The sequence below is a fragment of the Actibacterium naphthalenivorans genome, from assembly GCF_014196965.1.
GTDB lineage: Bacteria > Pseudomonadota > Alphaproteobacteria > Rhodobacterales > Rhodobacteraceae > Actibacterium_A > Actibacterium_A naphthalenivorans.
In genome coordinates this window covers 180,041-206,182 of the sequence record NZ_JACIEQ010000004.1, presented here as the reverse complement: position 1 = coordinate 206,182, position 26,142 = coordinate 180,041, and the positions used below count along the sequence as shown (strand labels likewise).

28 protein-coding genes are annotated in these 26,142 nt (G+C 65.0%); 18 read left to right on the top strand and 10 right to left on the bottom strand.

The window, feature by feature from the left end; translation table 11 throughout:
• Positions 1-9 precede the first annotated feature (9 nt).
• The 13 genes from GGR17_RS14775 to GGR17_RS14715 all read left to right on the top strand — a co-directional run bounded on the left by GGR17_RS14775 (position 10) and on the right by GGR17_RS14715 (position 13,886).
• Positions 10-882 carry a phosphoribulokinase gene (locus GGR17_RS14775; RefSeq protein ID WP_037211442.1) on the top strand — a complete coding sequence of 291 codons (873 nt, stop codon included), beginning with the start codon at positions 10-12 and terminating at the stop codon, positions 880-882.
• Between the two features lie 12 nt (positions 883-894).
• On the top strand, positions 895-2,880 hold the full coding sequence (gene tkt, locus GGR17_RS14770) for a transketolase (protein ID WP_054539232.1): 1,986 nt from the start codon (positions 895-897) through the stop codon (positions 2,878-2,880).
• 13 nt (positions 2,881-2,893) lie between these two features.
• Positions 2,894-3,895, top strand: coding sequence for a type I glyceraldehyde-3-phosphate dehydrogenase (gap, locus tag GGR17_RS14765; RefSeq protein WP_054540412.1), 1,002 nt, complete (start codon positions 2,894-2,896; stop codon positions 3,893-3,895).
• Entirely contained in the window at positions 3,895-5,100 is a 1,206-nt protein-coding gene (locus GGR17_RS14760; protein WP_054540413.1) for a phosphoglycerate kinase, read from the top strand. Before gap ends, GGR17_RS14760 begins: the two co-directional genes overlap by 1 nt.
• 12 nt (positions 5,101-5,112) lie before the next feature.
• Positions 5,113-6,192, top strand: coding sequence for a class II fructose-bisphosphate aldolase (gene fba, locus GGR17_RS14755; protein WP_054539233.1), 1,080 nt, complete (start codon positions 5,113-5,115; stop codon positions 6,190-6,192).
• A 20-nt stretch (positions 6,193-6,212) separates the two neighbouring features.
• A complete protein-coding gene (locus GGR17_RS14750; RefSeq protein ID WP_054539234.1) occupies positions 6,213-7,679 on the top strand; it encodes a form I ribulose bisphosphate carboxylase large subunit in 1,467 nt (488 codons plus the stop codon).
• A gap of 11 nt (positions 7,680-7,690) precedes the next feature.
• Positions 7,691-8,080, top strand: a complete 390-nt coding sequence (locus GGR17_RS14745; protein ID WP_037208660.1) for a ribulose bisphosphate carboxylase small subunit — start codon at positions 7,691-7,693, stop codon at positions 8,078-8,080.
• Positions 8,081-8,227: 147 nt separating this feature from the next.
• The gene (cbbX, locus tag GGR17_RS14740) at positions 8,228-9,148 is read left to right on the top strand and encodes a CbbX protein (RefSeq protein ID WP_037208658.1); all 921 of its coding nucleotides are present in this window, start codon (positions 8,228-8,230) and stop codon (positions 9,146-9,148) included.
• Positions 9,145-9,843 (top strand): ribulose-phosphate 3-epimerase, encoded by a 699-nt coding sequence (rpe, locus tag GGR17_RS14735; RefSeq protein WP_054539235.1) that lies wholly within the window; start codon positions 9,145-9,147, stop codon positions 9,841-9,843. Before cbbX ends, rpe begins: the two co-directional genes overlap by 4 nt.
• Positions 9,844-9,911: 68 nt before the next feature.
• The gene (locus GGR17_RS14730; protein WP_054539236.1) at positions 9,912-10,856 is read left to right on the top strand and encodes an MBL fold metallo-hydrolase; all 945 of its coding nucleotides are present in this window, start codon (positions 9,912-9,914) and stop codon (positions 10,854-10,856) included.
• Positions 10,856-11,413, top strand: coding sequence for a thioredoxin family protein (locus tag GGR17_RS14725; protein ID WP_054539237.1), 558 nt, complete (start codon positions 10,856-10,858; stop codon positions 11,411-11,413). Before GGR17_RS14730 ends, GGR17_RS14725 begins: the two co-directional genes overlap by 1 nt.
• Entirely contained in the window at positions 11,410-12,084 is a 675-nt protein-coding gene (gph, locus tag GGR17_RS14720; protein ID WP_037208650.1) for a phosphoglycolate phosphatase, read from the top strand. The genes GGR17_RS14725 and gph overlap by 4 nt, the downstream gene beginning before the upstream one ends.
• A gap of 116 nt (positions 12,085-12,200) precedes the next feature.
• Complete coding sequence (locus GGR17_RS14715; protein WP_054539238.1) at positions 12,201-13,886, top strand: bifunctional protein tyrosine phosphatase family protein/NAD(P)/FAD-dependent oxidoreductase; 1,686 nt, start codon at positions 12,201-12,203, stop codon at positions 13,884-13,886.
• Positions 13,887-13,961: 75 nt separating this feature from the next.
• On the opposite strand, the gene GGR17_RS14710 is transcribed toward GGR17_RS14715, so the two are convergent.
• Positions 13,962-14,279 (bottom strand): phasin family protein, encoded by a 318-nt coding sequence (locus tag GGR17_RS14710; RefSeq protein ID WP_054539239.1) that lies wholly within the window; start codon positions 14,277-14,279, stop codon positions 13,962-13,964.
• 172 nt (positions 14,280-14,451) lie between these two features.
• Entirely contained in the window at positions 14,452-15,591 is a 1,140-nt protein-coding gene (locus GGR17_RS14705) for an alpha-D-ribose 1-methylphosphonate 5-triphosphate diphosphatase (RefSeq protein ID WP_054539240.1), read from the bottom strand.
• A gap of 80 nt (positions 15,592-15,671) precedes the next feature.
• Between GGR17_RS14705 and GGR17_RS14700 the strand changes: the two genes are divergently transcribed.
• The gene (locus GGR17_RS14700; protein WP_054540414.1) at positions 15,672-16,361 is read left to right on the top strand and encodes a DUF1045 domain-containing protein; all 690 of its coding nucleotides are present in this window, start codon (positions 15,672-15,674) and stop codon (positions 16,359-16,361) included.
• Here GGR17_RS14700 and phnN read toward each other — a convergent pair.
• The 5 genes from phnN to GGR17_RS14675 all read right to left on the bottom strand — a co-directional run bounded on the left by phnN (position 16,343) and on the right by GGR17_RS14675 (position 20,325).
• Entirely contained in the window at positions 16,343-16,885 is a 543-nt protein-coding gene (gene phnN, locus GGR17_RS14695; RefSeq protein ID WP_054539241.1) for a phosphonate metabolism protein/1,5-bisphosphokinase (PRPP-forming) PhnN, read from the bottom strand. The genes GGR17_RS14700 and phnN overlap by 19 nt on opposite strands.
• On the bottom strand, positions 16,885-17,565 hold the full coding sequence (gene phnL / locus GGR17_RS14690) for a phosphonate C-P lyase system protein PhnL (protein WP_054539242.1): 681 nt from the start codon (positions 17,563-17,565) through the stop codon (positions 16,885-16,887). Before phnL ends, phnN begins: the two co-directional genes overlap by 1 nt.
• A gap of 28 nt (positions 17,566-17,593) precedes the next feature.
• The gene (locus GGR17_RS14685) at positions 17,594-18,562 is read right to left on the bottom strand and encodes a magnesium transporter CorA family protein (RefSeq protein ID WP_054539243.1); all 969 of its coding nucleotides are present in this window, start codon (positions 18,560-18,562) and stop codon (positions 17,594-17,596) included.
• A gap of 28 nt (positions 18,563-18,590) precedes the next feature.
• On the bottom strand, positions 18,591-19,361 hold the full coding sequence (phnK, locus tag GGR17_RS14680) for a phosphonate C-P lyase system protein PhnK (protein ID WP_054539244.1): 771 nt from the start codon (positions 19,359-19,361) through the stop codon (positions 18,591-18,593).
• A gap of 85 nt (positions 19,362-19,446) precedes the next feature.
• Positions 19,447-20,325 carry an alpha-D-ribose 1-methylphosphonate 5-phosphate C-P-lyase PhnJ gene (locus GGR17_RS14675; protein WP_054539245.1) on the bottom strand — a complete coding sequence of 293 codons (879 nt, stop codon included), beginning with the start codon at positions 20,323-20,325 and terminating at the stop codon, positions 19,447-19,449.
• Between the two features lie 56 nt (positions 20,326-20,381).
• On the opposite strand from GGR17_RS14675, the gene GGR17_RS14670 reads away from it, so the two are divergent.
• Complete coding sequence (locus tag GGR17_RS14670; protein WP_157445573.1) at positions 20,382-20,525, top strand: hypothetical protein; 144 nt, start codon at positions 20,382-20,384, stop codon at positions 20,523-20,525.
• Positions 20,526-20,530: 5 nt separating this feature from the next.
• Here the strand turns inward: GGR17_RS14670 and GGR17_RS14665 are convergent, their stop codons facing one another.
• From GGR17_RS14665 to phnG, 3 genes are read right to left on the bottom strand one after another with little or no spacing between them, the layout of a single operon-like run.
• Entirely contained in the window at positions 20,531-21,619 is a 1,089-nt protein-coding gene (locus tag GGR17_RS14665; protein ID WP_054539246.1) for a carbon-phosphorus lyase complex subunit PhnI, read from the bottom strand.
• On the bottom strand, positions 21,619-22,218 hold the full coding sequence (gene phnH / locus GGR17_RS14660) for a phosphonate C-P lyase system protein PhnH (protein WP_054539247.1): 600 nt from the start codon (positions 22,216-22,218) through the stop codon (positions 21,619-21,621). Before phnH ends, GGR17_RS14665 begins: the two co-directional genes overlap by 1 nt.
• A 3-nt stretch (positions 22,219-22,221) precedes the next feature.
• Complete coding sequence (gene phnG / locus GGR17_RS14655) at positions 22,222-22,668, bottom strand: phosphonate C-P lyase system protein PhnG (protein WP_054539248.1); 447 nt, start codon at positions 22,666-22,668, stop codon at positions 22,222-22,224.
• Between the two features lie 105 nt (positions 22,669-22,773).
• On the opposite strand from phnG, the gene phnF reads away from it, so the two are divergent.
• The 3 genes from phnF (at position 22,774) to GGR17_RS14640 (ending at position 26,069) form a co-directional block, all read left to right on the top strand.
• Positions 22,774-23,484: a phosphonate metabolism transcriptional regulator PhnF gene (gene phnF / locus GGR17_RS14650; protein ID WP_037208631.1), complete on the top strand. Its 711-nt coding sequence runs from the start codon at positions 22,774-22,776 to the stop codon at positions 23,482-23,484.
• An 81-nt stretch (positions 23,485-23,565) separates the two neighbouring features.
• Positions 23,566-24,747, top strand: a complete 1,182-nt coding sequence (locus tag GGR17_RS14645; RefSeq protein ID WP_037208629.1) for an alpha-D-ribose 1-methylphosphonate 5-triphosphate diphosphatase — start codon at positions 23,566-23,568, stop codon at positions 24,745-24,747.
• Between the two features lie 92 nt (positions 24,748-24,839).
• Complete coding sequence (locus tag GGR17_RS14640) at positions 24,840-26,069, top strand: glycerophosphodiester phosphodiesterase family protein (RefSeq protein ID WP_054539249.1); 1,230 nt, start codon at positions 24,840-24,842, stop codon at positions 26,067-26,069.
• Positions 26,070-26,142 lie beyond the last annotated feature (73 nt).

Sequence of the window (26,142 nt, the reverse complement as noted above, 5' to 3'; positions counted from 1 at the left end):
AAAGAACCGATGAGCAAGAAACATCCGATCATTTCGGTCACCGGCTCGTCCGGCGCCGGCACCTCGACCGTCAAGCATACGTTCGATCAGATCTTCCGCCGCGAGGGTATCAAGGCCGTGTCGATCGAGGGCGACGCCTTTCACCGCTACAACCGCGCCGAGATGAAGGCCGAGCTGGATCGCCGCTATGCCGAGGGCGACCCGACGTTCAGCCATTTCTCCTACGAGGCCAACGAGCTTTCGGAGCTGGAGCGGGTGTTCCGCGACTATGGCGCCAGCGGCAGCGGCAAGACCCGCCACTATGTGCATGACGATGACGAGGCCGCGCGCTGGGGCGTGCCGCCGGGCGAGTTCACCGGCTGGGCCGCGTTCGAGGATGGCAGCGACCTGCTGTTCTACGAAGGCCTGCATGGCGCGGTGGTGAATGCGCAGGTCAACCTGGCCAAACACGCCGATCTGAAGGTGGGCGTGGTGCCGGTGGTGAATCTGGAGTGGATCCAGAAGATCCACCGCGACAAGGAAAAGCGCGGCTACACCACCGAGGCGGTGACCGATGTGATCCTGCGCCGGATGCATGCCTATGTGCATTGCATCACGCCGCAGTTCACCCAAACGGATGTGAATTTCCAGCGCGTGCCGGTGGTCGATACCTCGAACCCGTTCATCGCCCGCTGGATCCCCACGCCCGACGAAAGCCTGGTGGTGATCCGCTTCGCCAATCCGCGCGGCATCGATTTTTCCTATCTGACCTCGATGATCCACGACAGCTGGATGAGCCGGGCCAATTCCATCGTCATTCCGGGCGGCAAGATGGATCTGGCGATGCAGCTCATCTTCACCCCGATGATCGAGCGCCTTGTCCATGAATCCCGCCGCGCCTGAGGAGGAGCCGAGATGAACCAGATGCGTGTTTCAACCGCCCATGAGGCGATCATGGCCAATGCCATCCGCGCCCTGACGATGGATGCGGTTCAGGCCGCCAACTCCGGCCACCCCGGCATGCCGATGGGCATGGCCGATGTCGCCGCCGTGCTGTTCAACCGCTTCATGGCCATCGACCCAAGCGCGCCCAGATGGGCCGACCGTGATCGGTTTGTTCTGTCGGCCGGGCATGGTTCGATGCTGATCTACGCGATCAACCACATGCTGGGCTATGCGGATATGGGCATGGATCAGATCCGCGCCTTTCGCCAGATGGGATCGCGCACCGCGGGCCACCCCGAATACGGCCATGCCGACGGCATCGAGGTCACCACCGGCCCGCTGGGCCAGGGCATCGCCACCGCCGTCGGCATGGCGCTGGCCGAACGGATGCAGAATGCGCGGTTCGGCGGCGATCTGGTGGATCACTTCACCTATGTCATCGCCGGCGACGGGTGCCTGATGGAAGGCATCAGCCAGGAAGCCGCCGACTTGGCCGGCCACTGGGGCCTGGGCCGGCTGATCGTGCTGTGGGACGACAACAAGATCACCATCGACGGGTCCACCACCCTGTCCACCTCGACCGATCAGAAGGCACGCTTCGCCGCCTCGGGGTGGCAGGTGCTGTCGATCGACGGCCACAACACGGTCGAGATCGCCGATGCGATCGAGGCGGCGCGCGAGGATCCGCGCCCCAGCCTGATCGCCTGCCGCACCATCATCGGCTTCGGCGCGCCGAACAAGCAGGGCACATCCGCCACCCATGGCGCCCCGCTGGGCGAGGCAGAGATCGCCGCCGCCCGCAAGGCGCTCGGCTGGACCAGCCCGCCGTTCGAGATCCCCGAAGAGGCCGCCACCGCCTGGCGCGCCGTCGCAAAGCGTGGCCACGCCGTGCGGCTGGCCTGGGAGGAGCGGCTGGCGGCCTCGCCCCGCGCCGGTGCCTTCACCGGCGCGCTGGCGGCCCCCGATGCCGCGCGGCTGGGCGATGCGATCTCCGAGTACAAGGCCCGCCTTTCGGCGGAGGCGCCCAGGCTGGCCACCCGCAAGGCCAGCGAGATGGCGCTGGAGGTGGTCAATGCCACCCTGCCCAACATGATCGGTGGCTCGGCCGACCTGACCGGCTCGAACCTGACCCGCACCAAGGGCATGACCCCGGTCAGCCGCGACAGCTACGGCGGCGACTACATCCACTACGGCATCCGCGAACATGGCATGGCCGCCGCGATGAACGGCGTCGCGCTGCACGGCGGGTTCGTTGCCTATGGCGGCACGTTCCTGGTGTTCACCGATTACTGCCGCCCGGCGATCCGGCTGTCGGCACTGATGGGGGTGCCTGTCACCTATGTCATGACCCATGACAGCATCGGGCTGGGCGAAGACGGCCCTACCCATCAACCGGTGGAGCATCTGGCCTCTCTGCGCGCCATGCCCAACCTCAACCTGTTCCGCCCCTGCGACGCGGTCGAAACCGCCGAAGCCTGGGCGCTTGCGGCCACATCGGCCGGCACCCCCAGCGTGCTGGCCCTATCGCGTCAGGGGCTGCCGACCCTGCGCACAACGCACAGCAGCGAAAACAGGGTGGCGCGCGGCGCCTACCTGCTGCGCGAAGCCGACGGCACCCGCGACGTGACCCTGATCGCCACCGGATCGGAGGTGGAAATCGCGATGAAGGCCGCCGATCTGCTGGCCGCCGGGGGTATCCGCGCCGCCGTCGTCTCGGCCCCCTGTTTCGAACTTTTCGCCGCGCAGGATGCCGGCTACCGCGCCGCCGTTCTTGGCACCGCGCCCCGCGTGGGGGTGGAGGCCGCGGTGGAACAGGGCTGGGACAAGCTGCTGGGCGACAACAGCGCCTTCGTGGGCATGCAAGGCTTCGGCGCCTCGGCCCCGATTGCCGCGCTCTACCAACATTTCGGCATCACCGCCGAGGCCGTCGCGGCGGCCGCCAGGAACCTGATCTGAAGAAGGGATGGACATGACCATCAAAGTTGCAATCAACGGTTTCGGCCGCATCGGGCGCAATGTGCTGCGCGGGATCGTGGAATCGGGCCGCACCGATATCGAGGTGGTGGCGATCAACGATCTGGGGCCGGTGGAAACCAACGCCCATCTGCTGCGCTTCGACAGCGTGCATGGCCGCTTTCCCGGCGAGGTCACGGTGGCCGGCAACACCATCGACGTGGGCCGTGGCCCGATCGAGGTGACCGCGATCCGCGATCCCAAGGCGCTGCCCTGGGCCGGCATCGACGTGGCGCTGGAATGCACCGGCCTGTTCACCGCCCGCGAAAAAGCCGCGCTGCATCTGGAGAACGGATCGAGCCGCGTGCTGATCTCGGCCCCCGGCGCGGACGCCGACAAGACCATCGTCTACGGCGTCAATCATGGCACGCTCGGCGCCGCCGATACCGTGGTCTCCAACGCCTCCTGCACCACCAACTGCCTGGCGCCCGTGGCCAAGGTGCTGAACGACGCCATCGGCATCAAGCGCGGGTTCATGACCACGATCCACAGCTATACCGGCGATCAGCCGACGCTGGACACGATGCACAAGGATCTCTACCGCGCCCGCGCCGCCGCGATGAGCATGATCCCCACCTCGACGGGTGCCGCCAAGGCCGTGGGCCTGGTGCTGCCCGAGCTGAACGGCAAGCTGGACGGTGTCGCGATCCGGGTGCCCACCCCGAACGTGTCGGTGGTGGATCTGACCTTCGAGGCCGCGCGCGAGACCACGGTGGACGAGGTGAACGCCGCCATCCGCACCGCCGCCAACGGGCCACTGACCGGCGTCCTTGGCTTTACGGACGAGGCCAATGTTTCGATCGATTTCAACCACGATCCGCATTCCTCGGTCTTCCACATGGATCAGACCAAGGTGATGGACGGCAACATGGTCCGCATCCTGTCTTGGTACGACAACGAATGGGGCTTTTCGAACCGCATGGCCGATACCGCCGTGGCGATGGGGGCGCTGATCTGATGGCGATTACCCCGATCACTGACATCAATGTGGCGGGCAAGCGGCTTGTCGTACGGGCGGATCTGAATGTTCCGCTGGCCGATGGCAAGGTCGCCGATGCCACCCGCATCACCCGCTTTGCCCAAGGGATGAAACCCCTGCTCGCCCAAGGTGCGCGGCTGGTCATCCTTAGCCACCTTGGCCGCCCGAAGGGCGAGTTGAACCCGGCGTTTTGCCTGCATCAAATCGAAAGCACATTGGCAGATGCCCTTGGATGCCCGGTGACCTTTGGTGAAACCTGCGCGGGGCCAGTGGCGGAAAACGCCGCTGCCGCCCTGAAGGACGGCGAAGTGCTGCTGTGTGAAAACGTGCGGTTCGAACGCGGCGAAGAGATGAACGACCCCGGCCTGGCGCGAAAATTCGCAGCCCTTGGCGACATCTACGTTAATGACGCGTTTTCCTGTGCCCATCGCGCCCATGCCTCTACCGCGGCCATCGCAGAGCTTTTGCCCGCCACCGCCGGCCCGTTGATGATTGAGGAGATGGAGGCGTTGACGGCCGCCCTTGAGGCCTCAAACCGCCCCTCTGTCGCGATTGTCGGCGGGGCAAAAGTTTCCAGCAAGATCGCGGTACTGAAACATCTGGTGCAAAAGCTGGACGCGGTGATCGTGGGTGGCGGCATGGCCAACACCTTCCTGTTCGCCAAGGGCGCGCCGATGGGGAAATCCCTGCATGAGGCCGATCAGGTTGAGACGGTGAAGGAAATCCTGCTGCTGGCGAAAGCTGCCAAATGCGAAATCTTTTTGCCCGAAGACGTGGTTGTCGCGAAAGAGTTCAGGGAAGGCGCGCGCAAGAAGATCGTCGTCTGGAACGAATGCCCCGAAGACGCCATGATCCTCGACGCGGGCAGCGCCGCGCTGCGCAACTTTCAGGGGGTGCTGGCCGGGGCGCAGACCATCCTGTGGAACGGCCCGCTGGGCGCCTTCGAAATCCCGCCCTTCGATCATTCGACCATGGCGCTGGCCGAAACCGCGGCCGAGCTGACCCGCGCCGGGCTGTGCGTGTCCGTCGCCGGCGGGGGCGACACCGTGGCGGCGCTGAACACGGCCGGTGTGGCCGATGATTTCACCTATGTCTCCACCGCCGGTGGGGCCTTTCTGGAATGGCTGGAGGGGCGTGTCCTCCCCGGTATCGCGGCGCTGGACCGCGCCGATCAAGCCGCCTGACGGAGGATAACAATGGCATTGATAACCCTGAGGCAACTTCTCGATCACGCGGCCGAGCACGGCTATGGCGTGCCCGCCTTCAACATCAACAACATGGAACAGGGGCTGGCGATCATGAACGCGGCCAGGGCCGTGGAGGCGCCGGTGATCCTGCAGGCCAGCCGCGGCGCGCGCTCCTACGCGGGCGACATCATGCTGCGCCACATGGTGCAGGCGCTGTCGGAAATGTACCCCGATATTCCCATCTGCCTGCATCAGGACCACGGCAATAACGAAGCCACCTGCCTGACCGCCATCCGCCATGGCTTCACCAGCGTGATGATGGACGGCAGCCTGGAGGCCGACATGAAAACCCCGGCCTCCTACGATTACAACGTCGATATCACCCGCCGCGTGACCGAAGCCGCCCATTGGGTTGGCGCATCGGTCGAGGGAGAGCTGGGCGTTCTGGGCAGCCTTGAAACCGGCGAAGCGGGCGCGGAAGACGGGTCTGGCGCGGTTGGCAAGCTGACCCACGATCAGCTTCTGACCGATCCCGATCAGGCCGTCGATTTTGTGCTGAAAACCAAATGCGATGCGCTGGCCATCGCCTGCGGCACCAGCCACGGCGCCTACAAGTTCACCCGCAAGCCGACTGGCGACATCCTTGCGATGTCGACGATCGAGGCGATCCACCGCAAACTGCCAGACACCCATCTTGTGATGCACGGCTCGTCTTCGGTGCCGCAGGCGTTGCAGGATCTGATCAACGCCAACGGCGGCGAGATGCCGCAAACCTATGGCGTGCCCGTCGAGGAAATCGAGCGCGGCATCCGCATGGGCGTGCGCAAGGTGAACATCGACACCGACTGCCGGATGGCGATGACCGGCCAGTTCCGCAAGGTCGCCACCGGCAATCCACAGGAATTCGACCCGCGCAAGTTCCTGATCCCCGCGATGAAAGAGATGGAAACCCTGGTCGCCGACCGGTTCGAACGGTTCGGCACCGCCGGCCATGCCGGCAGGATCAGGGTGATCCCGATGGACGACATGGCCGCCCGCTATACCGCCGGCGCGCTCGACCCGAAAACCGCTGCCGCGGCAGCCGCCTGACCGCTCAAGGAGGACGTGTCATGAACAAGCAAACCACCCCCAAGGAAATCAAGGGCAAGGAGCGCTACAAGGCCGGCGTTCTGAAATACGCCCAGATGGGCTATTGGGACGGCGATTATGAACCCAAGGATACCGACGTGCTGGCGCTGTTCCGCATCACCCCGCAGGACGGCGTGGATCCGATCGAGGCCGCCGCGGCGGTGGCGGGCGAAAGCTCCACCGCCACCTGGACCGTGGTCTGGACGGACCGGCTGACCGCCTGCGACCAGTACCGCGCCAAGGCCTACAAGGTGGAACAGGTGCCCAACAATCCGGGCCAGTATTTCTGCTACGTGGCCTATGACCTGATCCTGTTCGAGGAAGGCTCCATCGCCAACCTCACGGCCTCGATCATCGGCAATGTGTTCAGCTTCAAACCGCTGAAGGCCGCGCGGCTGGAAGACATGCGCTTCCCCGTCGCCTATTGCAAAACCTTCGCCGGTCCGCCCACCGGCATCGTGGTCGAGCGTGAAAGGCTCGACAAGTTCGGCAAGCCGCTGCTGGGCGCCACCACCAAGCCCAAGCTGGGCCTGTCGGGCAAGAACTACGGCCGCGTGGTCTATGAGGGGCTGAAAGGCGGCCTCGACTTCATGAAGGATGACGAGAACATCAACTCGCAGCCCTTCATGCACTGGCGCGACCGGTTCCTCTACTGCATGGAGGCCGTAAACAAGGCCACCGCCGAAACCGGAGAGGTCAAGGGCCACTACCTGAACATCACCGCCGGCACGATGGAAGAAATGTACGCCCGCGCCGCGTTCGCCAAACAGCTCGGCAGCGTCATCGTGATGGTTGACCTGATCATCGGCTGGACCGCGATCCAGTCGATCAGCAAATGGTGCCGCGACAACGATATGATCCTGCACATGCACCGGGCAGGCCACGGCACCTACACCCGCCAGAAAAACCACGGCATCAGCTTTCGCGTGATCGCCAAATGGCTGCGCCTGGCGGGCGTCGATCACCTGCACACCGGCACCGCCGTGGGCAAGCTCGAGGGCGACCCGCTGACCGTGCAGGGCTATTACAACGTCTGCCGCGAAACCCGTAACGAGATCGACCTGCCCCGCGGGCTGTTCTTCGAACAGGACTGGGCCGACATCAAGAAAGTGATGCCGGTCGCCTCCGGCGGCATCCACGCCGGACAGATGCACCAGCTTCTGGATCTCTTCGGCGATGACGTTGTGCTGCAGTTCGGCGGCGGCACCATCGGCCATCCGATGGGCATTCAGGCGGGCGCCACCGCCAACCGCGTGGCGCTGGAATCCATGGTGCTCGCCCGCAACGAAGGCCGCGACATCCGCAACGAAGGCCCCGAAATCCTGCGCGCCGCCGCCAGGTGGTGCAAACCGCTTGAGGCCGCGCTCGATACCTGGGGCAACATCACCTTCAACTACACCTCGACCGACACGTCGGATTTCGTGCCGACCGAAACCCCGGCAATGTAAGGAGAAAACACATGCGTATCACCCAGGGCTGCTTCTCTTTCCTGCCCGATCTCGACGACACCCAGATCACCGCGCAGGTGGACTATTGCCTCGAAAAGGGCTGGGCCATCGGCATCGAATATACCGATGACCCCCATCCCCGGAACACCTACTGGGAGATGTGGGGCAACCCCATGTTCGACCTGCGCGACGCCAAGGGCGTGATGATGGAGCTGGACGACTGCCGCAAGGCGCACGGCCAGTCCTACATCCGCCTGATCGCCTTCCACGATGAACGCGGCTTCGAAACCGTGCGGATGTCTTTCATCGTCAACCGGCCGGACACCGAACCGACGATCCACATGCAGCGCACGGATACCTCCGGCAGGGCGCAAAGCTACGCCTGGGACGTGCGGCGCTGAACAGGGGGCGGCCTGCGCCTGCGGCCGGCTGCCCTTCATCTTTCCCTAAATATCCCCGCCGGAGGCAAGAAAGTTCCGGCGTGCCCGAAAAGATTCAATGCCTCCGGCGGGGATATTTGCAGAAAGATGAAAGCAAGGAGTATCAGGATGGACAGCGCTGTTCCGAAGACCGTCGATCTGGCCGCCGAATACGAGGCTTCGGGTGTGGCCGAGGTGTTGCGCGAGCTGGACGAGGAGCTGATCGGGCTGGAGCCGGTCAAGCGGCGCATCCGCGAAACCGCCGCGCTGCTGCTGGTGGACCGCGCCCGCCGCGACATGGGGCTGAGCCATGAGACCCCGACCCTGCACATGAGTTTCACCGGCAATCCCGGCACCGGCAAGACCACCGTGGCGCTGAAAATGGCCGGGCTGCTGCACCGGCTGGGCTATGTGCGCAAGGGGCATCTGGTGTCGGTCACCCGCGATGATCTGGTCGGGCAATATATCGGACATACCGCGCCCAAGACCAAAGAGGTGCTGAAAAAGGCCATGGGCGGGGTGCTGTTCATCGACGAGGCCTATTACCTCTACCGCCCCGACAACGAGCGCGACTACGGGCAGGAGGCAATCGAGATATTGCTGCAGGTGATGGAGAACAACCGCGACGATCTGGTGGTCATCATGGCCGGCTATGCCGACCGGATGGACAAGTTCTTTTCCGCAAATCCCGGTTTCCGGTCGCGCATCGCGCATCACATCGAGTTTCCCGATTACAGTGACGCGGAATTGCTGCGGATTTCGGAGCGGATGCTGGAAGAGCAGAACTACGTGCTGAGCGCGGGTGCGGCGCTTGCTTTGAAGGAATATATTGACCTTCGGCGCAAACAGCCGCATTTCGCCAATGCCCGCTCGATCCGCAACGCGCTGGACCGGGCGCGGCTGCGCCAGGCCAACCGCCTGTTTCAAACCGCCAAGGGGCCGCTTGATGCCGAGCAGCTCAGCACGATCGGCGAGGAAGACATCCGTGCGAGCCGCGTGTTCCGGGGGGGCCTGGACGTGGACCGCCCAGCTGAAGGAGAGAAAGCATGAGCTTTGACCGTTCCATCAAGATCGCCCCGTCGATCCTGTCTGCCGATTTCGCCAATTTCGGCGCCGAGATCCAGGCCATCGAGGCGCAGGGCTGCGATTGGGTGCATGTCGATGTGATGGACGGGCATTTCGTGCCCAACCTGACCTTCGGCCCGCCGCTGTGCAAGGCGATCCGCCCGCATGTGAAGACGGTGATGGATGTGCATCTGATGATCTCGCCCGTCGATCCCTATATCGAGGCCTTTGCCGAGGCGGGCAGCGATATCATCACCGCCCATCTGGAGGCCGGGCCGCACATCCATCGCACGCTGCAGGCCATTCGTGGCGCCGGCTGCAAGGCAGGGCTGGCGCTGAACCCCGGCACCGGGATCGAGGATGTGGACTATCTGCTGGATATGGTGGATCTGGTCTGCGTGATGACGGTGAACCCCGGTTTCGGCGGGCAGAAGTTCATCCACTCCCAGATCGACAAGGTCAAGCGCCTGCGCGCGATGATCGGCGACCGGCCCGTGCATATCGAGATCGACGGCGGCATCACCCCCGACACCGCGCCGCTGATGGCCGCCGCGGGGGCGGATGTTCTGGTGGCCGGGTCGGCCGTGTTCAAGGGTGGCTCGGTGTCGAACCCGGCGCCCTATGGCGAGAATATCCGCGCCATCCGCGCCGCGGCCGAGGCTGTCGCGCGGGCCGCGTGACATCGCGGGGCTGGCCGAACACATTCAGATGTGACTATGCTTCCCCGTCACTTGGGAGGAGAGGACGCATGATCCGCAAGACGTTGCTTTTGGCGCTGCTGGCCGCACCCGCGCTGGCCAGCGAGGATATCCCCGATCAGTATCCGCAGTCGGTGCTGTATGAAAAACCGGTGGAGGTGATCCCCGGCATTTTCTCGGCGATTGGCGCCACCGCCCCGCCGACCTATGAGAACGCCGGCCATAACAACAACCTGTCCTTCATCGTCACGGGCGACGGGGTGATCGTGGTGAATGCCGGCGCCAACGCCGCGCTGGCGAAGGCCCTGCATGACGAGATCCGGGCGGTGATCGATCAGCCGGTCAAGCTGGTGATCAACGAGAATGGCCAGGGCCATGCGATGCTGGGCAACAGCTATTGGGTCGAGCAGGGTATCGACGTTCTGGCCCATGTGGACGCGGCCGAGGAATTCGCCGACACCTCCTTTCAACTGCTCGAAGGCATGAAGCGCTATGCACGTGAGAATGCGCAAGGCACCGTGGCGCAGGGCCCGACCATCACCTTCGAGGATAGCTACACCATCGACATGGGCGACATGCATATCGAGGTGCTGCATCTGGGCCCGGCGCACAGCCCCGGCGATATTCAGGTCTGGCTGCCCGAACAGCGCTTCGTCATCGCCGGAGACATCGCCTTTCACGAGCGTATGCCGCCGATCTTTGCCGAAACCTGCACCTCTTGCTGGATCGAGACATGGGAAACCGCGTTCGAGCCGCTGGGCGCGCTTTACGTGATCCCCGGCCACGGCCACCCGACCAACATGGATCAGGTGCGCCGTTATACCCACGACTACCTTGTCTATCTGCGCGGCAAGATCGGCGAACACCTGGAAAATGGCGGCGCGCTGGACGATGCCTATTACGTCGATCAGTCGCCCTATGCCCATCTCGACACGTTCGAGGAGCTGGCCACAAAGAACGCCGGCGTCGTGTTCACGGAAATGGAGTTCGAGTGATGGCCGTTTCGCCCCCTGTCTGCGATTTCGGATGGCATGCGCCTGATTTCTTTCTGCCTGGCACCGATGGCAGGGCGCATCGCCTCGCCGACGTGGCGGGGGAAAAGGGTACTGTGGTGATGTTCATCTGCAACCACTGCCCCTATGTGATCGCCGTGCGCGACAGGATCATCCGCGATGCGAAGGATCTTCAGGCGCTGGGGATCGGCGTTGTCGCGATCAGTTCGAACGATGCCGGGGCCTATCCCGAAGACAGTTACGAGCGGATGACGGAGCTGGCCGAAGAGCTGGCCCTGCCCTTCCCCTATCTCTATGACGCCGATCAATCGGTGGCGCGCGCCTATGGCGCGGTCTGCACGCCCGATTTCTTTGGCTTCGATGCCGGTCTGGGCCTGCAGTACCGGGGCCGGCTCGATGCCTCGCGCAAGGCGGCGGGGCCGGCGGATCTGCGGCGCGACCTTTACGAGGCGATGAAGCAGGTGGCCGAAACCGGCCGGGGCCCGGCGGAGCAGATCCCCTCGATGGGCTGTTCGATCAAATGGAAAGACGCGGCATGAGGGCAGTTATCTTCGATCTCGACGGCACGCTGATCGACAGCGCGCCCGACATCCACGCCGCCGTCAACCGCATGCTGGCCGAGATCGACGAGGAGGCGCTGAGCCCCGAGACCGTCCGCTCTTTCATCGGCAACGGTGTTCCGGTACTGATCGAACGGGTGATGGCGGCCAGGGGGCTGCACGAGGCCCGCCATTCCGCGCTGCACGAGCTGTTCCTGCGCCACTACAACGCCGATCCGGCGACGCTGACCACGCTCTACCCCAATGCCCGGGCGGTGCTGGAGCAGTTCGCGGCAGAGGGCATCGCCCTGGGCATCTGCACCAACAAGCCCGAGGCGCCGACCCGCAGCATTCTGGCCGCCTTCGGTCTCGACGCGATGTTCGCCGTGGTGATCGGCGGCGACACGTTGCCGGTGCACAAGCCCGATCCGGCGCCGCTTTTGGCGGCGGCACGGGCGCTGGGGCGCGACAGCACCGTCTATGTCGGCGACAGCGGCGTCGATGCGCAAACCGCCGCGGCCACCGGCCTGCCCTTCGCGCTCTTCACCGAAGGCTATCGCCGCCAGCCGGTGCAAGAGCTGCATCACGATGCGAGTTTCGCCGATTTCGCCGATCTGCCCGCCATCGTCGCCCGTCTGGCCCCCCGGCCCGCCGAAACGCGCGCGCCTTGATCGGCCACCGCCTTGTGATACTGGAGTGAGACCGGCCCCGCGCTTCTTGTGAAACATTCAACTTACTATATGTTTCGGAAAACCCGCGGCCGGCCCGGCTTCTTTTGGAGGACATCATGGAAATCAAACCCATCGCCCCGAGTTTCGCGGCATCGCCGCAGATCCAGCCATCCGATGTCACCCTTGCCGCAGAGGCCGGTTACAAGACGATCGTCTGCAACCGCCCAGATGGCGAGGCCGACGATCAGCCGCCCGCCTCGGAAATCGCCGAGGCCGCGCGCGCGGCGGGGGTGGAATTCCGGTTCCTGCCCTTCAAGCCCGGCATGATCTCTGACGACACGCTGCGGGCGTTCGAGGATGTTCTGAAAACCTGCAAGGGGCCGGTTCTGGCCTATTGCCGCACCGGCACACGGTCATCCACGCTCTGGGCGCTGGCGCGGGCCGACATGCTGTCGCCCGACGCCATCCTGTCGGCCACGGCGCAGGCCGGGTACGATCTGTCGGCGCTGCGCCCGCGTCTGGAACAGCGGTTCGGCATGGATGTGCAGCGGGCACAGCCCGAAGGGTTCGACGTGCTGATCGTCGGCGGCGGTGCCGGCGGGATCGCGACGGCGGCCTCGATCCTCAAACGCCGACCGCATGCCAGCGTGGCCATCATCGAGCCGCGCGAGGAGCATTACTATCAGCCCGGCTGGACGCTGGTCGGCGCGGGCATCTTCGACAAGAGCCAGACGGTACGCCGGATGGGCGACGTGCTGCCCGACGGGGTGAAATGGATCCATGGCGCGGTGGCCGGCTTCCTGCCCGACACCAATGAGGTGACGCTGGAGAACGGCGCCCGCTACGGCTATGAGGTGCTGGTGGTTTCGCCCGGCCTGAAACTGGCGTGGGAGGCGGTGCAGGGCCTGCCCGAAACCCTGGGCAAGAATGGCGTGACGTCGAATTACCGTTTCGATCTGGCGCCTTACACCTATGAGCTGACGCAGCAGATGCGCAAGGGCAAAGCGCTGTTCACGCAGCCGCCGATGCCGATCAAATGCGCCGGCGCGCCGCAGAAGGTGATGTATCTGTCATCGGATTACTGGCTGCGCACCGGGGTACTGAAGGATATCGAGGTCGAGTTCTGCAATGCCGGCGGCGTGCTGTTCGGTGTCCCCGATTACGTGCCCGCGCTGATGGAATACGTTCACAAATACAACGCGCAGCTTTCATTCTTCCACAACCTGATCAAGGTCGATGGCGAGAACAAGGTGGCGACCTTCGAAGTGACCGATGGAGAGACCAGGAGCACTGTCGAGAAAGAGTTCGACATGATGCATGTCTGCCCGCCCCAGACCGGGCTGGACTTCATCAAGGCCTCGCCGCTGGCCGATGCCGCGGGCTGGGTGGATGTGGATCAGGCAACGCTGCAACACCGGAAATTCCCCAACGTCTTCGGCCTGGGCGACGGCTGCTCCACCCCCAATGCCAAGACCGTCGCCGCCGTGCGCAAACAGGCGCCGGTGGTGGCCGTCAACGCGCTGGCCGTGCTCGACGGTCAGGAACTGGTGGCGCAGTATGACGGCTATGGCTCCTGCCCGCTGACGGTGGAGCGCGGCAAGATCGTGCTGGCGGAATTCGGCTACGGCGGCAAGCTGTTGCCCAGCTTCCCCGAATGGGTCATCGACGGCAAGAAACCCTCGCGCCGGGCGTGGTTCCTGAAGGAACGCATGCTGCCCCCGGTCTATTGGCAGGGCATGTTCCGGGGCCGCGAATACCTGGCCGCGCCGCATGTCAGCTTCAAGAAGATCGGAACGGACTGAGCCCCGCCGGATACCAAATCGCCCCCGACGCAGAATCGGGGGCGTTTTCTGGCAGCAGGCAACTGTGTTTCAAGCTCAGCTTTTGGCGTTCTTGAACGCGTCGCCGAAAATCTCCGTGCCCATTTTCATCAGCTTGCCGGTCTCGGCACTGTACTGATCCATCGCCGTTTTCAGATAGCGCGACTGGATCTCGGCCAGCTTCGACATGTCACGGCACTGCATCAGCTCGTGCTGGGTTTTGAAATCCTCTTGCAGGCGCAGGCTCATGAACTCAACAACTTCAGTGCCATAGCGCCCCATATTCTCCATGATGGAGGTGCCGAATGTGCTGAGCGCCGAAAACCCTTCGGTATCTCCCGCCGGGAATATCGACAGCGGCGTCTTGGTGGACATAGTGGTTTTTCCGGTCTGTGCCATAATCTGAACCTCCAATGGCGTCGCGTCAGGCCAAGGCTGACCCGATTCCCGCAACAGTTGTTTACCCTAAGACAACTTTAGCATAATAAAACGCGGCACAGTGTCACCAAAGCACAATATTCTGGCTTTTGCCCGCCAAACGTGCAGATCAGGCCACCCGCCGCCCCTGCACCCATGTCTCGCGCACCATCGGCGTGCCATCGATACGGGCCACCCGGATCAGATCGGCGCGCGCGCCCGGCTCTATCCGGCCCCTGTCGGGCAGCCCGCTGGCATCCGCCGGTGCCCGGGTCACCGTGGCGATGCCGCGCGCCATGTCATCCCACAGATCGCCCAGCATCACCGCCGCCATCAAAAGCGCCGAGGGCACGTAATCGGACGACACGATATCCAGCAGATCCATCTCGGCCAGCGTCGCCGCCGCCACATTGCCCGAATGCGATCCGCCACGGATCAGGTTCGGCGCGCCCATCATCACCGCGATCCCGTGCGCGCGGCAGGCCTGCGCCGCCTCGACCGTGGTCGGAAACTCGGCCAGCCGGATGCCATGCGCGGCCGACACATCGACATGCGCGGCGGTGGTATCGTCATGGCTGGCCAGGATCGCGCCATAGCGGCGCGCCTCGGCCACCGCGGCGGCCTCATGCCGGTCGCCCAGCCTGTCGCGCATCTCCTTGAGGTTGGCGACATGGGCGGCGAACTCATCCTCCGTCAGGTTGTTCTTGCCCATCACATAGGCCTTGAGTTTGGAAATATCGCGGAACTGCCGCTGCCCCGGCGTGTGATCCATCAGGCTGACGATACCCACGCGATCCTCCGGCCCGAACTCCGCCATCTCCTGTACCAGGGTTTCCGAACAGACCTCGGCCCGCAGATGCAGGAAATGGCTGATCCGCAGCGCATCGCGCGCGCGCAGGTCCAGCAGCTCGCTGGCCAGCCCGCGCGCATAGGCCAGATAGCGCCCCTTGCCGCTGGGGATCGAGCCCACGCGCATCGCGTCGAACACGGTGGTGATGCCCACCCCCGCCAGTTCGGCGTCATGGGCGATGATGGCGCTGGCATGGGGCCAGTCAACCTTGGGGCGCGGCTGGATGTGACGCTCCAGATTGTCGGTGTGCAGTTCGATCAGGCCGGGCATGATCATGTCGCCGCCGCAGTCGATCGCGCCGGCGGGCACTGCGCGACCCTGATCGATCTGGGCGATATGGCCATCGCTCAGGCGCACCGCACCCTGCACCACCTCGCCGGGCAGGATCAGCGTGGCATTGGCCAGAATGGTGTCGGTCATGAAAGCCTCCTTGAAGGTCGGGTCGGTGCCGTGCGATGCCTGTCATGCGCGTGTCGCGCGGGCATTTTATGGGTCGGGGCATGAACGGTTACAACAGATACGCCATATATTACGCGCCCGAACCGGGCCCGCTGGCCGATTTCGCGGCCGACTGGCTGGGATGGGATCCCGTCACCGGTACGGAACGGGTGCCACCGGCGCTGCCGGGCCTGCCCCGCCGCGCCGCCGACATCACCGAAACCCCGCGCAAATACGGGTTCCACGGCACCATCAAGCCGCCCTTCCGCCTGGCCGACGGCACCACCGGCGAAGAGCTGCATGCCGAGGCGGCAACCCTCGCCCGACGGCTGCAGCCGGTAACGCTCGACGGTCTGCGCCTGTCGCGCATCGGCCAGTTTCTGGCGCTGACGCCGGTGGGCCGGACCACGGAACTGGCCTCGCTCGCCTCGCTGGCGGTGATGGAGCTGGACGGGTTCCGCGCGCCCCTGACCGAGGCCGAGATCGCCCGCCGCAACCCCAAAAGCCTGAGCGAAACCCAGCGCGCCCTGCTCAGACGCTGGGGCTATCCCTATGTGATGGAGGAGTTCCGCTTCCACATGACCCTGTCGGGCAAACTGTCGGACGAGGACGCCGGCGCCACCATCGACGCGCTGGCCCCGGTCGTGGCGCCGCTGCTGCCCGCGCCGTTCCGGGTCGACAGCCTGTGCCTGTTCGCCGAGGCTGATGATGGACGGTTCCGCCTGCTGCACCGCTATACGCTTTCCGGCTGAAGCGCGCCCAGCATCTGGTCCACCGCCGCCGCGAGCGTCCCATCATTGTGGATCGTGCGAACATCGAGCCCGCCCGGCAGCGCGTAAGAGGCCCGATCCAGCCGCCGGGCGATATCGGCGGCGCTTTCGCGCCCGCGCGCCGACAGCCGCGCGGCCAGCGTCGGCACCGATGCGGTGACATGCAGCACCACCAGACCGGGATAGCGCTGCGCCGCGGCGCGCAGCACCCCGCGCGAGCCGTTGAACACCACATCGCGCCCTTCGGCCAGCACCGCGTCGATCCCGGCCGGGATACCATAGAAAAGCCCGTGCGCCTGCCACCAGATGGCGAAACCGCCGGCATCGCGCATCCGCAGGAATTCGGCCTCTGTCACGCCGTCGAACTCCTCGCCCCCCGCATCCGACGGCCGGGTGATGACCCGGCGCACGAGATGCAGATCGGGCCGCCGCTGGCTGACCGCCGCCATCAGCGTATCCTTGCCCGCGCCCGAGGGGCCGACCACGGCGAACAGGCGCCCGGCCATCACGCCGCCCGCGGGGTGAAGACGGATACATCCACCTCGCGGTCGCAGACCCGCTTGCGCGCCGCCTCGTCATGGAAAATGCCGACGATCGCGGCGCCGCGCGCCTTGGCCTCTTCGATCAGGCCCAGCACCACCTCGCGGTTGGTGGCGTCAAGGCTGGCGGTGGGTTCGTCCAGCAGCATCGCCGGGTAGTCGTAGGCGAAACCGCGCGCGATGTTCACCCGCTGCTGCTCGCCGCCCGAAAAGGTGGTGGGCGACAGGGCCCACAGCCGTTCGGGGATGTTCAGCCGGGCCAGCAACCCGCGCGCATGGGCCAGCGCGGCGTCCCTGTCGCGGCCCACGGTCAGCAGCGGCTCGGCCACCACCTCGACGGTGGGCACGCGCGGCACGACGCGCAGGAACTGGCTGACATAGCCCAGCGTGTGGCGCCGCAGCTCCAGAATCTCGCGCGGTTCGGCCCGGGCCACATCGACCCCGCCTACCAGAATGCGGCCGCTTTGCGCCAGGTAATTGCCGTAGATCATCCGCATCAGCGTGGACTTGCCCGCGCCCGACGCCCCGACCAGCGCCACGCATTCGCCCGGCTCGACCGTGAAATGCGCCCCGGACATCACCGGGATCACCGCGCTGCCCTGATTGTGCAGCGTGAAGGATTTGCAGAGATTTTCGATGGCGATCATGAGGGTCTCCGGGCTTGCGCGGGCGGGGCTAGAGCCAGCCGCGGCGCTTGAAATAGAAATAGGGCATCACCGCCGAAACGGCCATGGCCACAAGGGCGAGCGGGTAACCGAAATCCCAGCCAAGCTCGGGCATTCGGCCAAAGTTCATTCCGTAGATCGAGGCGATCAGAGTCGGCGGCATGAACACCACCGCCACCACCGAGAAGATCTTGATGGTCGCGTTCTGCTCGATGTTGATCATGCCCAGCGTCGCCTCGAGCATCAGGCTGGCCTTTTGCGACAGGAACCCCGAATGTTCGTTCAGCGACCGGATATCGCGCGCGCCGATGTCCAGCGCCATGACGATGGCGGCGGGGCTGTCACGCCGCGCGAGGGTCGGCCCCAGATAGGCCAGTGCCCGCTCCAGCGTCAGCAGCGACAAGCGGATATCGCCCACCAGATCGCCCTTGCGCCCGATCGCCGCCAGCGTGCTTTGCAGCGCGCCGGGCCCGCCCGTGCCGGTGGCATCGCCGTCGAACACCCGGCGCGAGAGCTGTTCCAGCTCGCCGCTGATCAGCTCCAGAATATCGGCGATACGGTCGATGATCTCTTCGAACAGGCCCAGAAGCACCGCATCGCTGCCGGCGCAGCCGAAGGTGGTCTTGCCGGCATGGGCCGGGAAGGTATCGAACGGCCGGGGCGCGTGATGGCGCAGGGTGACGATCCGCCCGGGCATCACCACAAAGGTAACGGGCGCGACGGTGGCGTGATCCGTCTCGATCGCGCCGGGCACCATCACTGTCAGGTAATCGGCGCCATGATCGTGGTAGAGCCGGCTGGAAAGCTCGATCTCTTCCATATCCGCGCGCGACGGCAGGGGCACACCGACCTGCTGTGCGACAAGCGCGATCTCCTGCGCGTCGGGCAAGGCGAGGTCGACCCAGATCGCCGCGTCCGGCACCGCGGGGCCCTCAAGCTGGGCAAGCTGTCCGTTCTCATGGGCAAAGGCGCGGATCATGGCATACTCCTGTTGTTCGGCGGTCCGCTCAGACCTGCAGCACCGAACTTACCAGAAGTTGGGTATAGGCGTGCTGCGGATCGTCAAGCACCTGATCGGTCAGGCCGGTTTCCACCACATGGCCCGATTTCATCACCATCAGACGATCCGCCAGAAGCCGCACCACGGCAAGATCATGGGTGACGATGATCGCCGAAAGCCCCATTTGCCGCACCAGCCCGCGCAGCAGATCCAGCAGCCGCGCCTGCACGCTGACATCCAGCCCGCCGGTGGGTTCATCCATGAACACCAGCCGCGGCCCGGTCACCAGGTTGCGCGCGATCTGCAGCCGCTGCTGCATGCCCCCCGAAAACGCCGACGGCCTGTCATCGATACGGTCGCCCGCGATTTCCACCCGGCCCAGCCAGTCCAGCGCGCTCTCGCGGATATTGCCGTAATGCCGCGCGCCCACGGCCATCAACCGCTCGCCGACATTGCCGCCCGCGCTGACACCCATGCGCAGCCCGTCACGCGGGTTCTGATGCACGAAGGCCCAATCGGTGCGCGACAGCATCCGCCGCTCGGGCTCGTTCATCTTCACGGTGTCTTTCAGCCCCTCGGTGCGGGTATCGAACAAGACCTCGCCACTGTCGGGCGTCAGGTGCCCGGCCATGCAGTTCAGCAGCGTCGATTTGCCCGAGCCGCTTTCGCCGACGATCCCCATCACCTCGCCCGGATAGAGATCGAACGACACATCGGCGCAGCCGATCCGCGCGCCATAGGTTTTCGTGATGTTCTGTACTTTCAGAAGCGGTGTCATCGCAGATCTCCGATCCCGGCTGATGAAAATTTTTCCCGAAAAATTTTCGGCTGAAAAATCTTCGGGAAGATTTTTCCGATTCCGCTCATGCCGCGTCCTCCCCGACAGGCACGCCCATGGCGCCCACGTGGCCGGCGGCGCGGCGGCTGGCGCAGTAATCGGTGTCGGAGCAGACGAACATCCGCCCGCCCTCGTCATCCATGATCACCTCGTCCAGATAGGTATCTTCCGCGCCGCAAAGCCCGCAGGGATGATCGGCCTTCGACGCTTCGAACGGGTAATCCTCGAAATCCAGGCTGACGACGCGGGTATAGGGCGGCACGGCATAGATCCGCTGCTCGCGCCCGGCGCCGAACAGCTGAATCCCCGCCATTTCCAGCTTCGGATTGTCGAATTTCGGGATCGGTGACGGATCCATCACATAGCGCTCCTCGACCTTCACCGGATAGGCATAGGAGGTGGCGATGGAGCCGTGCCGCGCGATATCCTCGTAGAGCTTCACATGCATCAGCCCGTATTCCTGCAACGCATGCATCTTGCGAGTCTCAGTCTCGCGCGGCTCGAGATAGCGCAGCGGTTCGGGGATCGGCACCTGATAGACGAGGATCTGATCCTCGCCCAACGCCTGCTCGGGGATGCGGTGGCGGGTCTGGATCACGGTGGCCTCGGCGGTATGCTCGGTGACGTTCACCCCGGCCGTGTGCTGAAAGAACTTGCGGATCGATACCGCGTTGGTGGTGTCGTCGGCGCCCTGATCGATCACCTTGAACGTGTCGTCGGGGGTCAGGCAGGCCGCCGAAACCTGCACACCGCCCGTGCCCCAGCCATAGGGCATCGGCATTTCGCGGCTGGCAAAGGGCACCTGATAGCCCGGAACCGCCAGCGCCTTCAGCAAGGCGCGGCGGATCATCCGCTTTGTCTGCTCATCGAGATAGGCAAAATTATATTGACCGCTTTCCGTCATTTTTAGGCCCTTTTTTCCTGCGATTCAGATCGCGTAGCAGGAACGGAGTTCACGACATGGCATGGCTGTCCACCATCACCTTTGATCAACTGGCAATCAGCTTTCTGACCCTTGCCACGATCCGCGGCGCGATGGTTCAGCTCCTGCCCGATGACATCGCCGGCCCCGGTGGCTGGCTGGTGGATACCGGGGCGGAATAGGCGGCTCATTCCGCCGCGTCCCGTTTGGCCGACGCGGCCACTTCGGCCCGCAGCTTGCGCACCAGTTCCAGTTCCGACTGAAAATCCACGTAATGGGGCAGCTTGATATGCTCCAGAAACCCCGTGGCCTGAATATTGTCGGAATGGCTCAGCACGAATTCCTCGTTCTGGGCGGGCGCGCCGATATTGTCCTCGCCCAGTTCCTGCCACCGCAACGCCCGGTCGACCAGCGCCATGGAAATGGCCTTGCGCTCGGCATGGCCGAAGGTCAGCCCGTAGCCCCGGGTGAACTGCGGCGGCTCGGTCTTTGAGCCCGTGAACTGGTTGACCGTCTCGCATTCGGTCATCTGCACCTCGCCGATCTCGATGGCAAAGCCCAGCTCGGGGATCTCCATCTCCACCGCCACGCGGCCCACCCGAAGCTCGCCCACGAACGGGTGGTTGCGGCCATAGCCGCGCTGTGTGGAATAGGCCATCGACAGAACGAACCCCTCGTCCCCGCGCGTCAGCGACTGCAGGCGCAGGGCGCGGCTGGCGGGAAATTCCAGCGGCGCGCGGGTCAGGTCGGGCGGCGTTTCGTCGCCGGGCTCTTCGGTCTGGATCAACCCGTCACGATTCAGAAAGCTGGTGATATGTGGCACGTCCGCATTTCCGGGCGTGGCCTGCGGTGCCTCGGGCGCCTCGCCATCGGCGGCCAGTTTGAAATCCAGCAGCCGGTGGGTGTAATCGAAGGTCGGCCCCAGAACCTGCCCCCCCGGCGCATCCTTGAAGGTGGCCGAGATGCGGCGGTCACAGGCCATCGCGCCGGTATCCACCGGGTTGGAATTGCCGATACGCGGCAGCGTCGTGCGATAGGCGCGGATCAGGAAGATCGCCTCGATCAGATCGCCGCGCGCCTGTTTGATCGCCAGCGCCGCGAGATCGGGATCGTAGAGCGAACCTTCGGCCATCACCCGGTTGACCGCCAGCGCCAGCTGCTCGCGGATCTGCGCGACCGAAAGCTCGGCCACGGATGTGTCGCCGCGCCGCTCTTCGGCAAGCCAGGCATGGGCGTTGTCGATGGCGCGTTCGCCCCCCTTGACGGCAACATACATCAGACGGCCCCCATTTCGCTGTTTTCCGCGGTTGCGGTCACCTTCGTGGTACGCGGCAGCGCGGCCAGCTCATCGCCGGCGGTGAAATAGAAATCGAGCCCCAGCGGGAAGAGCGCCGCATTGTTCTGAAACGCGGTGACCTTGGGCAGGCGCAGCGTTTCCGACACCTCGATCCCCGGCCCTGTCAGGGTGGCGCCCGCATCCTTGCAGAGCACTCCCACTTCCACGATCAGCGTGGCCGAGCGATCGGGGTATTCCGGCTCGCCGATCCGGTAGGCCTTCAGCGGCTGCAGCGCCGACCAGCCGCCCACCGCGAATACCGCCTCCTGCGGGCCGCAGAGCGGCGCGCCGGTGTGAAAGGTCAGCCAGTCGCGCAGCTCGGGCAGATCATGCGACGGGGCCAGATAGACCGGCGTTTCCGCATCCGCCAGCGTCAGCAACAGCGTGCCGGCCGCCTTCGACAGGGGCGCGGGCGGCGTGGCGCCGGTGATCGTGTAGATCCGGCCGGGCCGGGCCATCGCGTTCAGCGCCGCGCGGAACGCATGGGCCGCGTCGATCGGGGCGTTTTCGAAACCGCCGGTCAGGGCATTGCCTTGCATCGCTCAATCCTCTCCGCGGACCATTGTGAAGAAATCAACCTTGGTGGCGGCGGCCTTGGCGGCGCGGGTCGCGGCCACGGCCTCCATCTCCGCCGCCAAAGGCTCCAGCACCCCCACGCGCACGCTGTCGGCGTCACCTGTCTGCATCAGCGCGTCCAGCAGCGCCGCCTGCTCGGCCTTGGCCTTGTCGCGCCCCTGCACATAGGCATGGCCGATGGCCCCGCCCTGCTCCAGCCGCAGCGCGCAGCGGGTCACCGTCATCTCGCCCATGTTGAAGGGCGCGCCGGTGCCGCCCATGCGGCCGCGCACCATCACGCCGCCGATCTCGGGCGTGCGCAGCCAGGTAAAGGCGGGCGCCATCCCCAGCGCCGCCCAGTACCGCCCGACCGCCTCTGCCGGGGCCTTCGCCAAAAGGCCCATCCAGCCTTGCCGTGTGTCGATTTTTTTCATGTTAGACAGCTTGCCGATTTGTCTATATTTCTATACAACTAGACAAGTTATTACGCACGACGATCGAGTCGCGCAAGCAAAGTCATATGAATATTTGGTGACAGAATGGCCCGCACCCCGATCTGGAAATCCATCGCCGCGTCGCTGACCACGGAAATCGGCGAAGGCCACTATCGCCCCGGTGACAAGCTGCCTTCCGAGGCGGAGCTGGCCCAGCGGTTCGGCGTCAACCGGCACACGGTGCGCCGGGCACTGGCCGACATGGGCGAGCGCGGGATGATACACGCCCGCCGCGGCGCCGGCGTGTTCGTGGCGGCCAAGCCCACAGATTACCCGATCGGCCGGCGGGTGCGGTTCCACCAGAACCTGAAGGCGGCCGGGCAAACCCCTGAAAAACAGATCCTTCGCCTGGAAACGCGCCTGGCCGACAGCCGCGAGGCAGAGGCGCTGAACCTGCCGGAAAACAGCGAGGTGCATGTGTACGAAGGCATCTCGCTTGCCGATGGCGCGCCCTTGGCCCTGTCGCGCAGCGTGTTTCCCGCCGCCCGCTTTCCCGGCCTGCTGTCGGCGCTGGAAGAAACCCATTCGGTCACGGCGGCGCTGGCCCGCGAAGGGCTGGCCGATTACACCCGCGCCTCGACCCGGCTGACCGCCAAACTGGCCACGGCCACACAGGCCCTGCACCTGCGGATTTCCGAGGGCGCGCCGATTCTCCGCACCATAAACGTGAACGTGGATGAGCATGATCAACCAGTGGAATATGGCCACACCTGGTTCGCCGGCGACCGGATCAGCCTGACGATCACCCCCGAATAGTCGGAATACCGCTGTTTCCTGTCACATCCGCGATACAGATTCGGGTTATCCACAGGCAAAACCCAATTGACGAGCAGACTTATGCCGCAGGTTCTTCATCCCTTGCGCTTTACCGGCGCAACCATCCTTCGTGACGGCGAGTTGCAGCAGCGCTCGCTCGCGATCGCGGATGGTCGGATCACGAAAGGCCCCCTGCCCGAGGTGGATCTTTCGGGATACCTGATCCTGCCCGGCATCATCGACCTGCATGGCGACGCGTTCGAGCGCCACATCGCGCCGCGCCCCTCGGCCCCGTTCGACTTGCCGACCGGGCTGGCCAGTACCGACCGTGACGCCGCCGCCAATGGCGTGACAACCGCGTGGCTGGCGCAAAGCTGGTCCTGGGAAGGCGGCCATCGCGGCCCCGAGCGCGCCGAAGAGATCATGGCCGCGCTGAGCGCCTATCGCAACCACGCCCTGACCGATCTGCGCCTTCAGGTGCGCTGCGAAACCCATCTGGTCGACAGCGGCCCGCGCCTGCTGGCGGCGATCCGGCGGCACGGCATCGACTATGTGGTGTTCAACAACCATCTGGAAGAAGCGGTCGATCATGCCCGCGAACGGCCCGAGGTGATCTATCACTGGGCCCGTCAGGCCGGGCGCACCCCGGATGAGCACATGACCCTGGTCAACGGCGCGCTGGCCCGCGCCCGCGAAGTGCCGCGCCATCTGTGCAGCCTGGCCGAAGCCTTTGACGAGATGGGCGTGCTTTATGGCTCGCATGACGATCCGGACGGTGAAACCCGCGAGCGTTATTCGATGATCGGCGCCCGCATCGCCGAATTCCCGACCTCGCGCAAGGCTGCGGCGGCGGCCAAGGCGATGAACGACCCGGTGTTGATGGGCGCGCCCAACGTGATGCGCGGCGGATCGCAATCGGGGAATATCGCGGCGATGGACCTGATCCATCAGGGCCTGTGCGATGCGCTGGTATCCGATTACTACTACCCCGCGCTGGCCGGCGCCGCGTGGCGGCTGGTCGATGAAGGGGTGATGGGGCTGCCCGCCGCCTGGGCGATGATCTCGCAGAAACCGGCGGAAATCCTGCGGCTGCCCGATCGCGGGCGGCTCGATTTCGGCAAGCGCGCCGATCTGTGCGTGATCAACCGACAGACCCGCCGGATCGAGATGACAATCGCCGGCGGCAGGCTCAGCTTTCTGTCGGGCGAGGCCGCGCACCGCTTTTCCGGGCGCATCACCGCGCTGAACATGGCAGCGGAATAAAAGCTTCAGACGGGCGTTACATGCGGGTCAACAACTCGTCATGTAATTTCGTCAATGGTTCCGGGTCTTCATCAACCACCCGAGGGAACATCATGCTTTCCAAAAGCTCCAGTCTGATCGCCATTCTCGCCGCTTTCGGCGCCACTGCCGCCGGCGCCGCCGAGGTCGAGGTCGGCCCCCGCCCCTATTACCTGATCGACCGCATGGAAGACGGCGCGCTGAAGGACAAGCTTGCCGCCTGCGCCGATGCGCCGGTCAAGCGCACCCTGTTTTCCATCGGCCACCGCGGCGCCGCGATGATGTTCCCCGAACATACAAAGGAAAGCTATCGCGCCGCCGCGCGGATGGGCGCCGGCATCGTCGAATGCGACGTGACCTTCACCGCCGACAAGGAGCTGGTCTGCCGCCACGCGCAGAACGACCTGCACACCACCACCAACATCCTGGCCACGGATCTGGCCGAGAAATGCACCACCCCCTTTACCCCCGCCGCGGGCGACGACAGCGCCACGGTGGAATGCCGCGCCTCCGACCTGACGCTGGCCGAGTTCCAGAGCCTGAGCGGCAAGATGGATGCGGGCAACAAGGCCGCGACCACGGCCGAGGAATACATGAACGCCACCGCCCCCTGGCGCACCGATCTTTACGCGGTTCAGGGTGGCACCGTCATGACCCACGCCGAATCGATCGCGCTGTTCAAGGATCTGGGCGTGAAGTTCACCCCCGAGCTGAAATCCGCCTCGGTCGAGATGCCCTATGACGGCTTCACACAGGCCGACTATGCCCAGAAGATGATCGACGAATACAAGGCCGCCGGCGTTCCGGCCTCTGACGTCTGGGCCCAGAGCTTCAACCTGCAGGACATCCTGTACTGGATCGAGCACGAGCCCCAGTTCGGCGCGCAGGCGGTTTATCTGGATGACCGTTATGAAGCCGTGGAAGGTGACGGCGGCCTGCTCGACCCGCAGAAGCCCGAAACCTTTCAGCCCTCGATGCAGGACCTGGCGGATATGGGCGTGAAATACATCGCGCCGCCGATGTGGATGCTCGTGACCCTGGAAGACGGCAAGATGGTGCCCTCGCCCTATGCCACGCAGGCCAAGGCGGCCGGCCTGAAGATCATCACCTGGACACTGGAACGCTCTGGCCCGCTGGGCACCGGCGGCGGCTGGTACTTCCAGTCGGTGGCCGATACCGTCGACAATGATGCGGATTACTTCGAAATTCTCGACGTGCTGGCGCAGGACGTGGGTGTCGAGGGCGTGTTCAGCGACTGGCCGGCGACCGTCAGCTATTATGCAAGCTGCATGGGCCTGAACTGATCCCCGCCACCGGCGCGGATTTTCGGCGGGCGGCCCCGGGGCCGCCCGTTTTCGTTTGGCGCGGGCCCTGCGC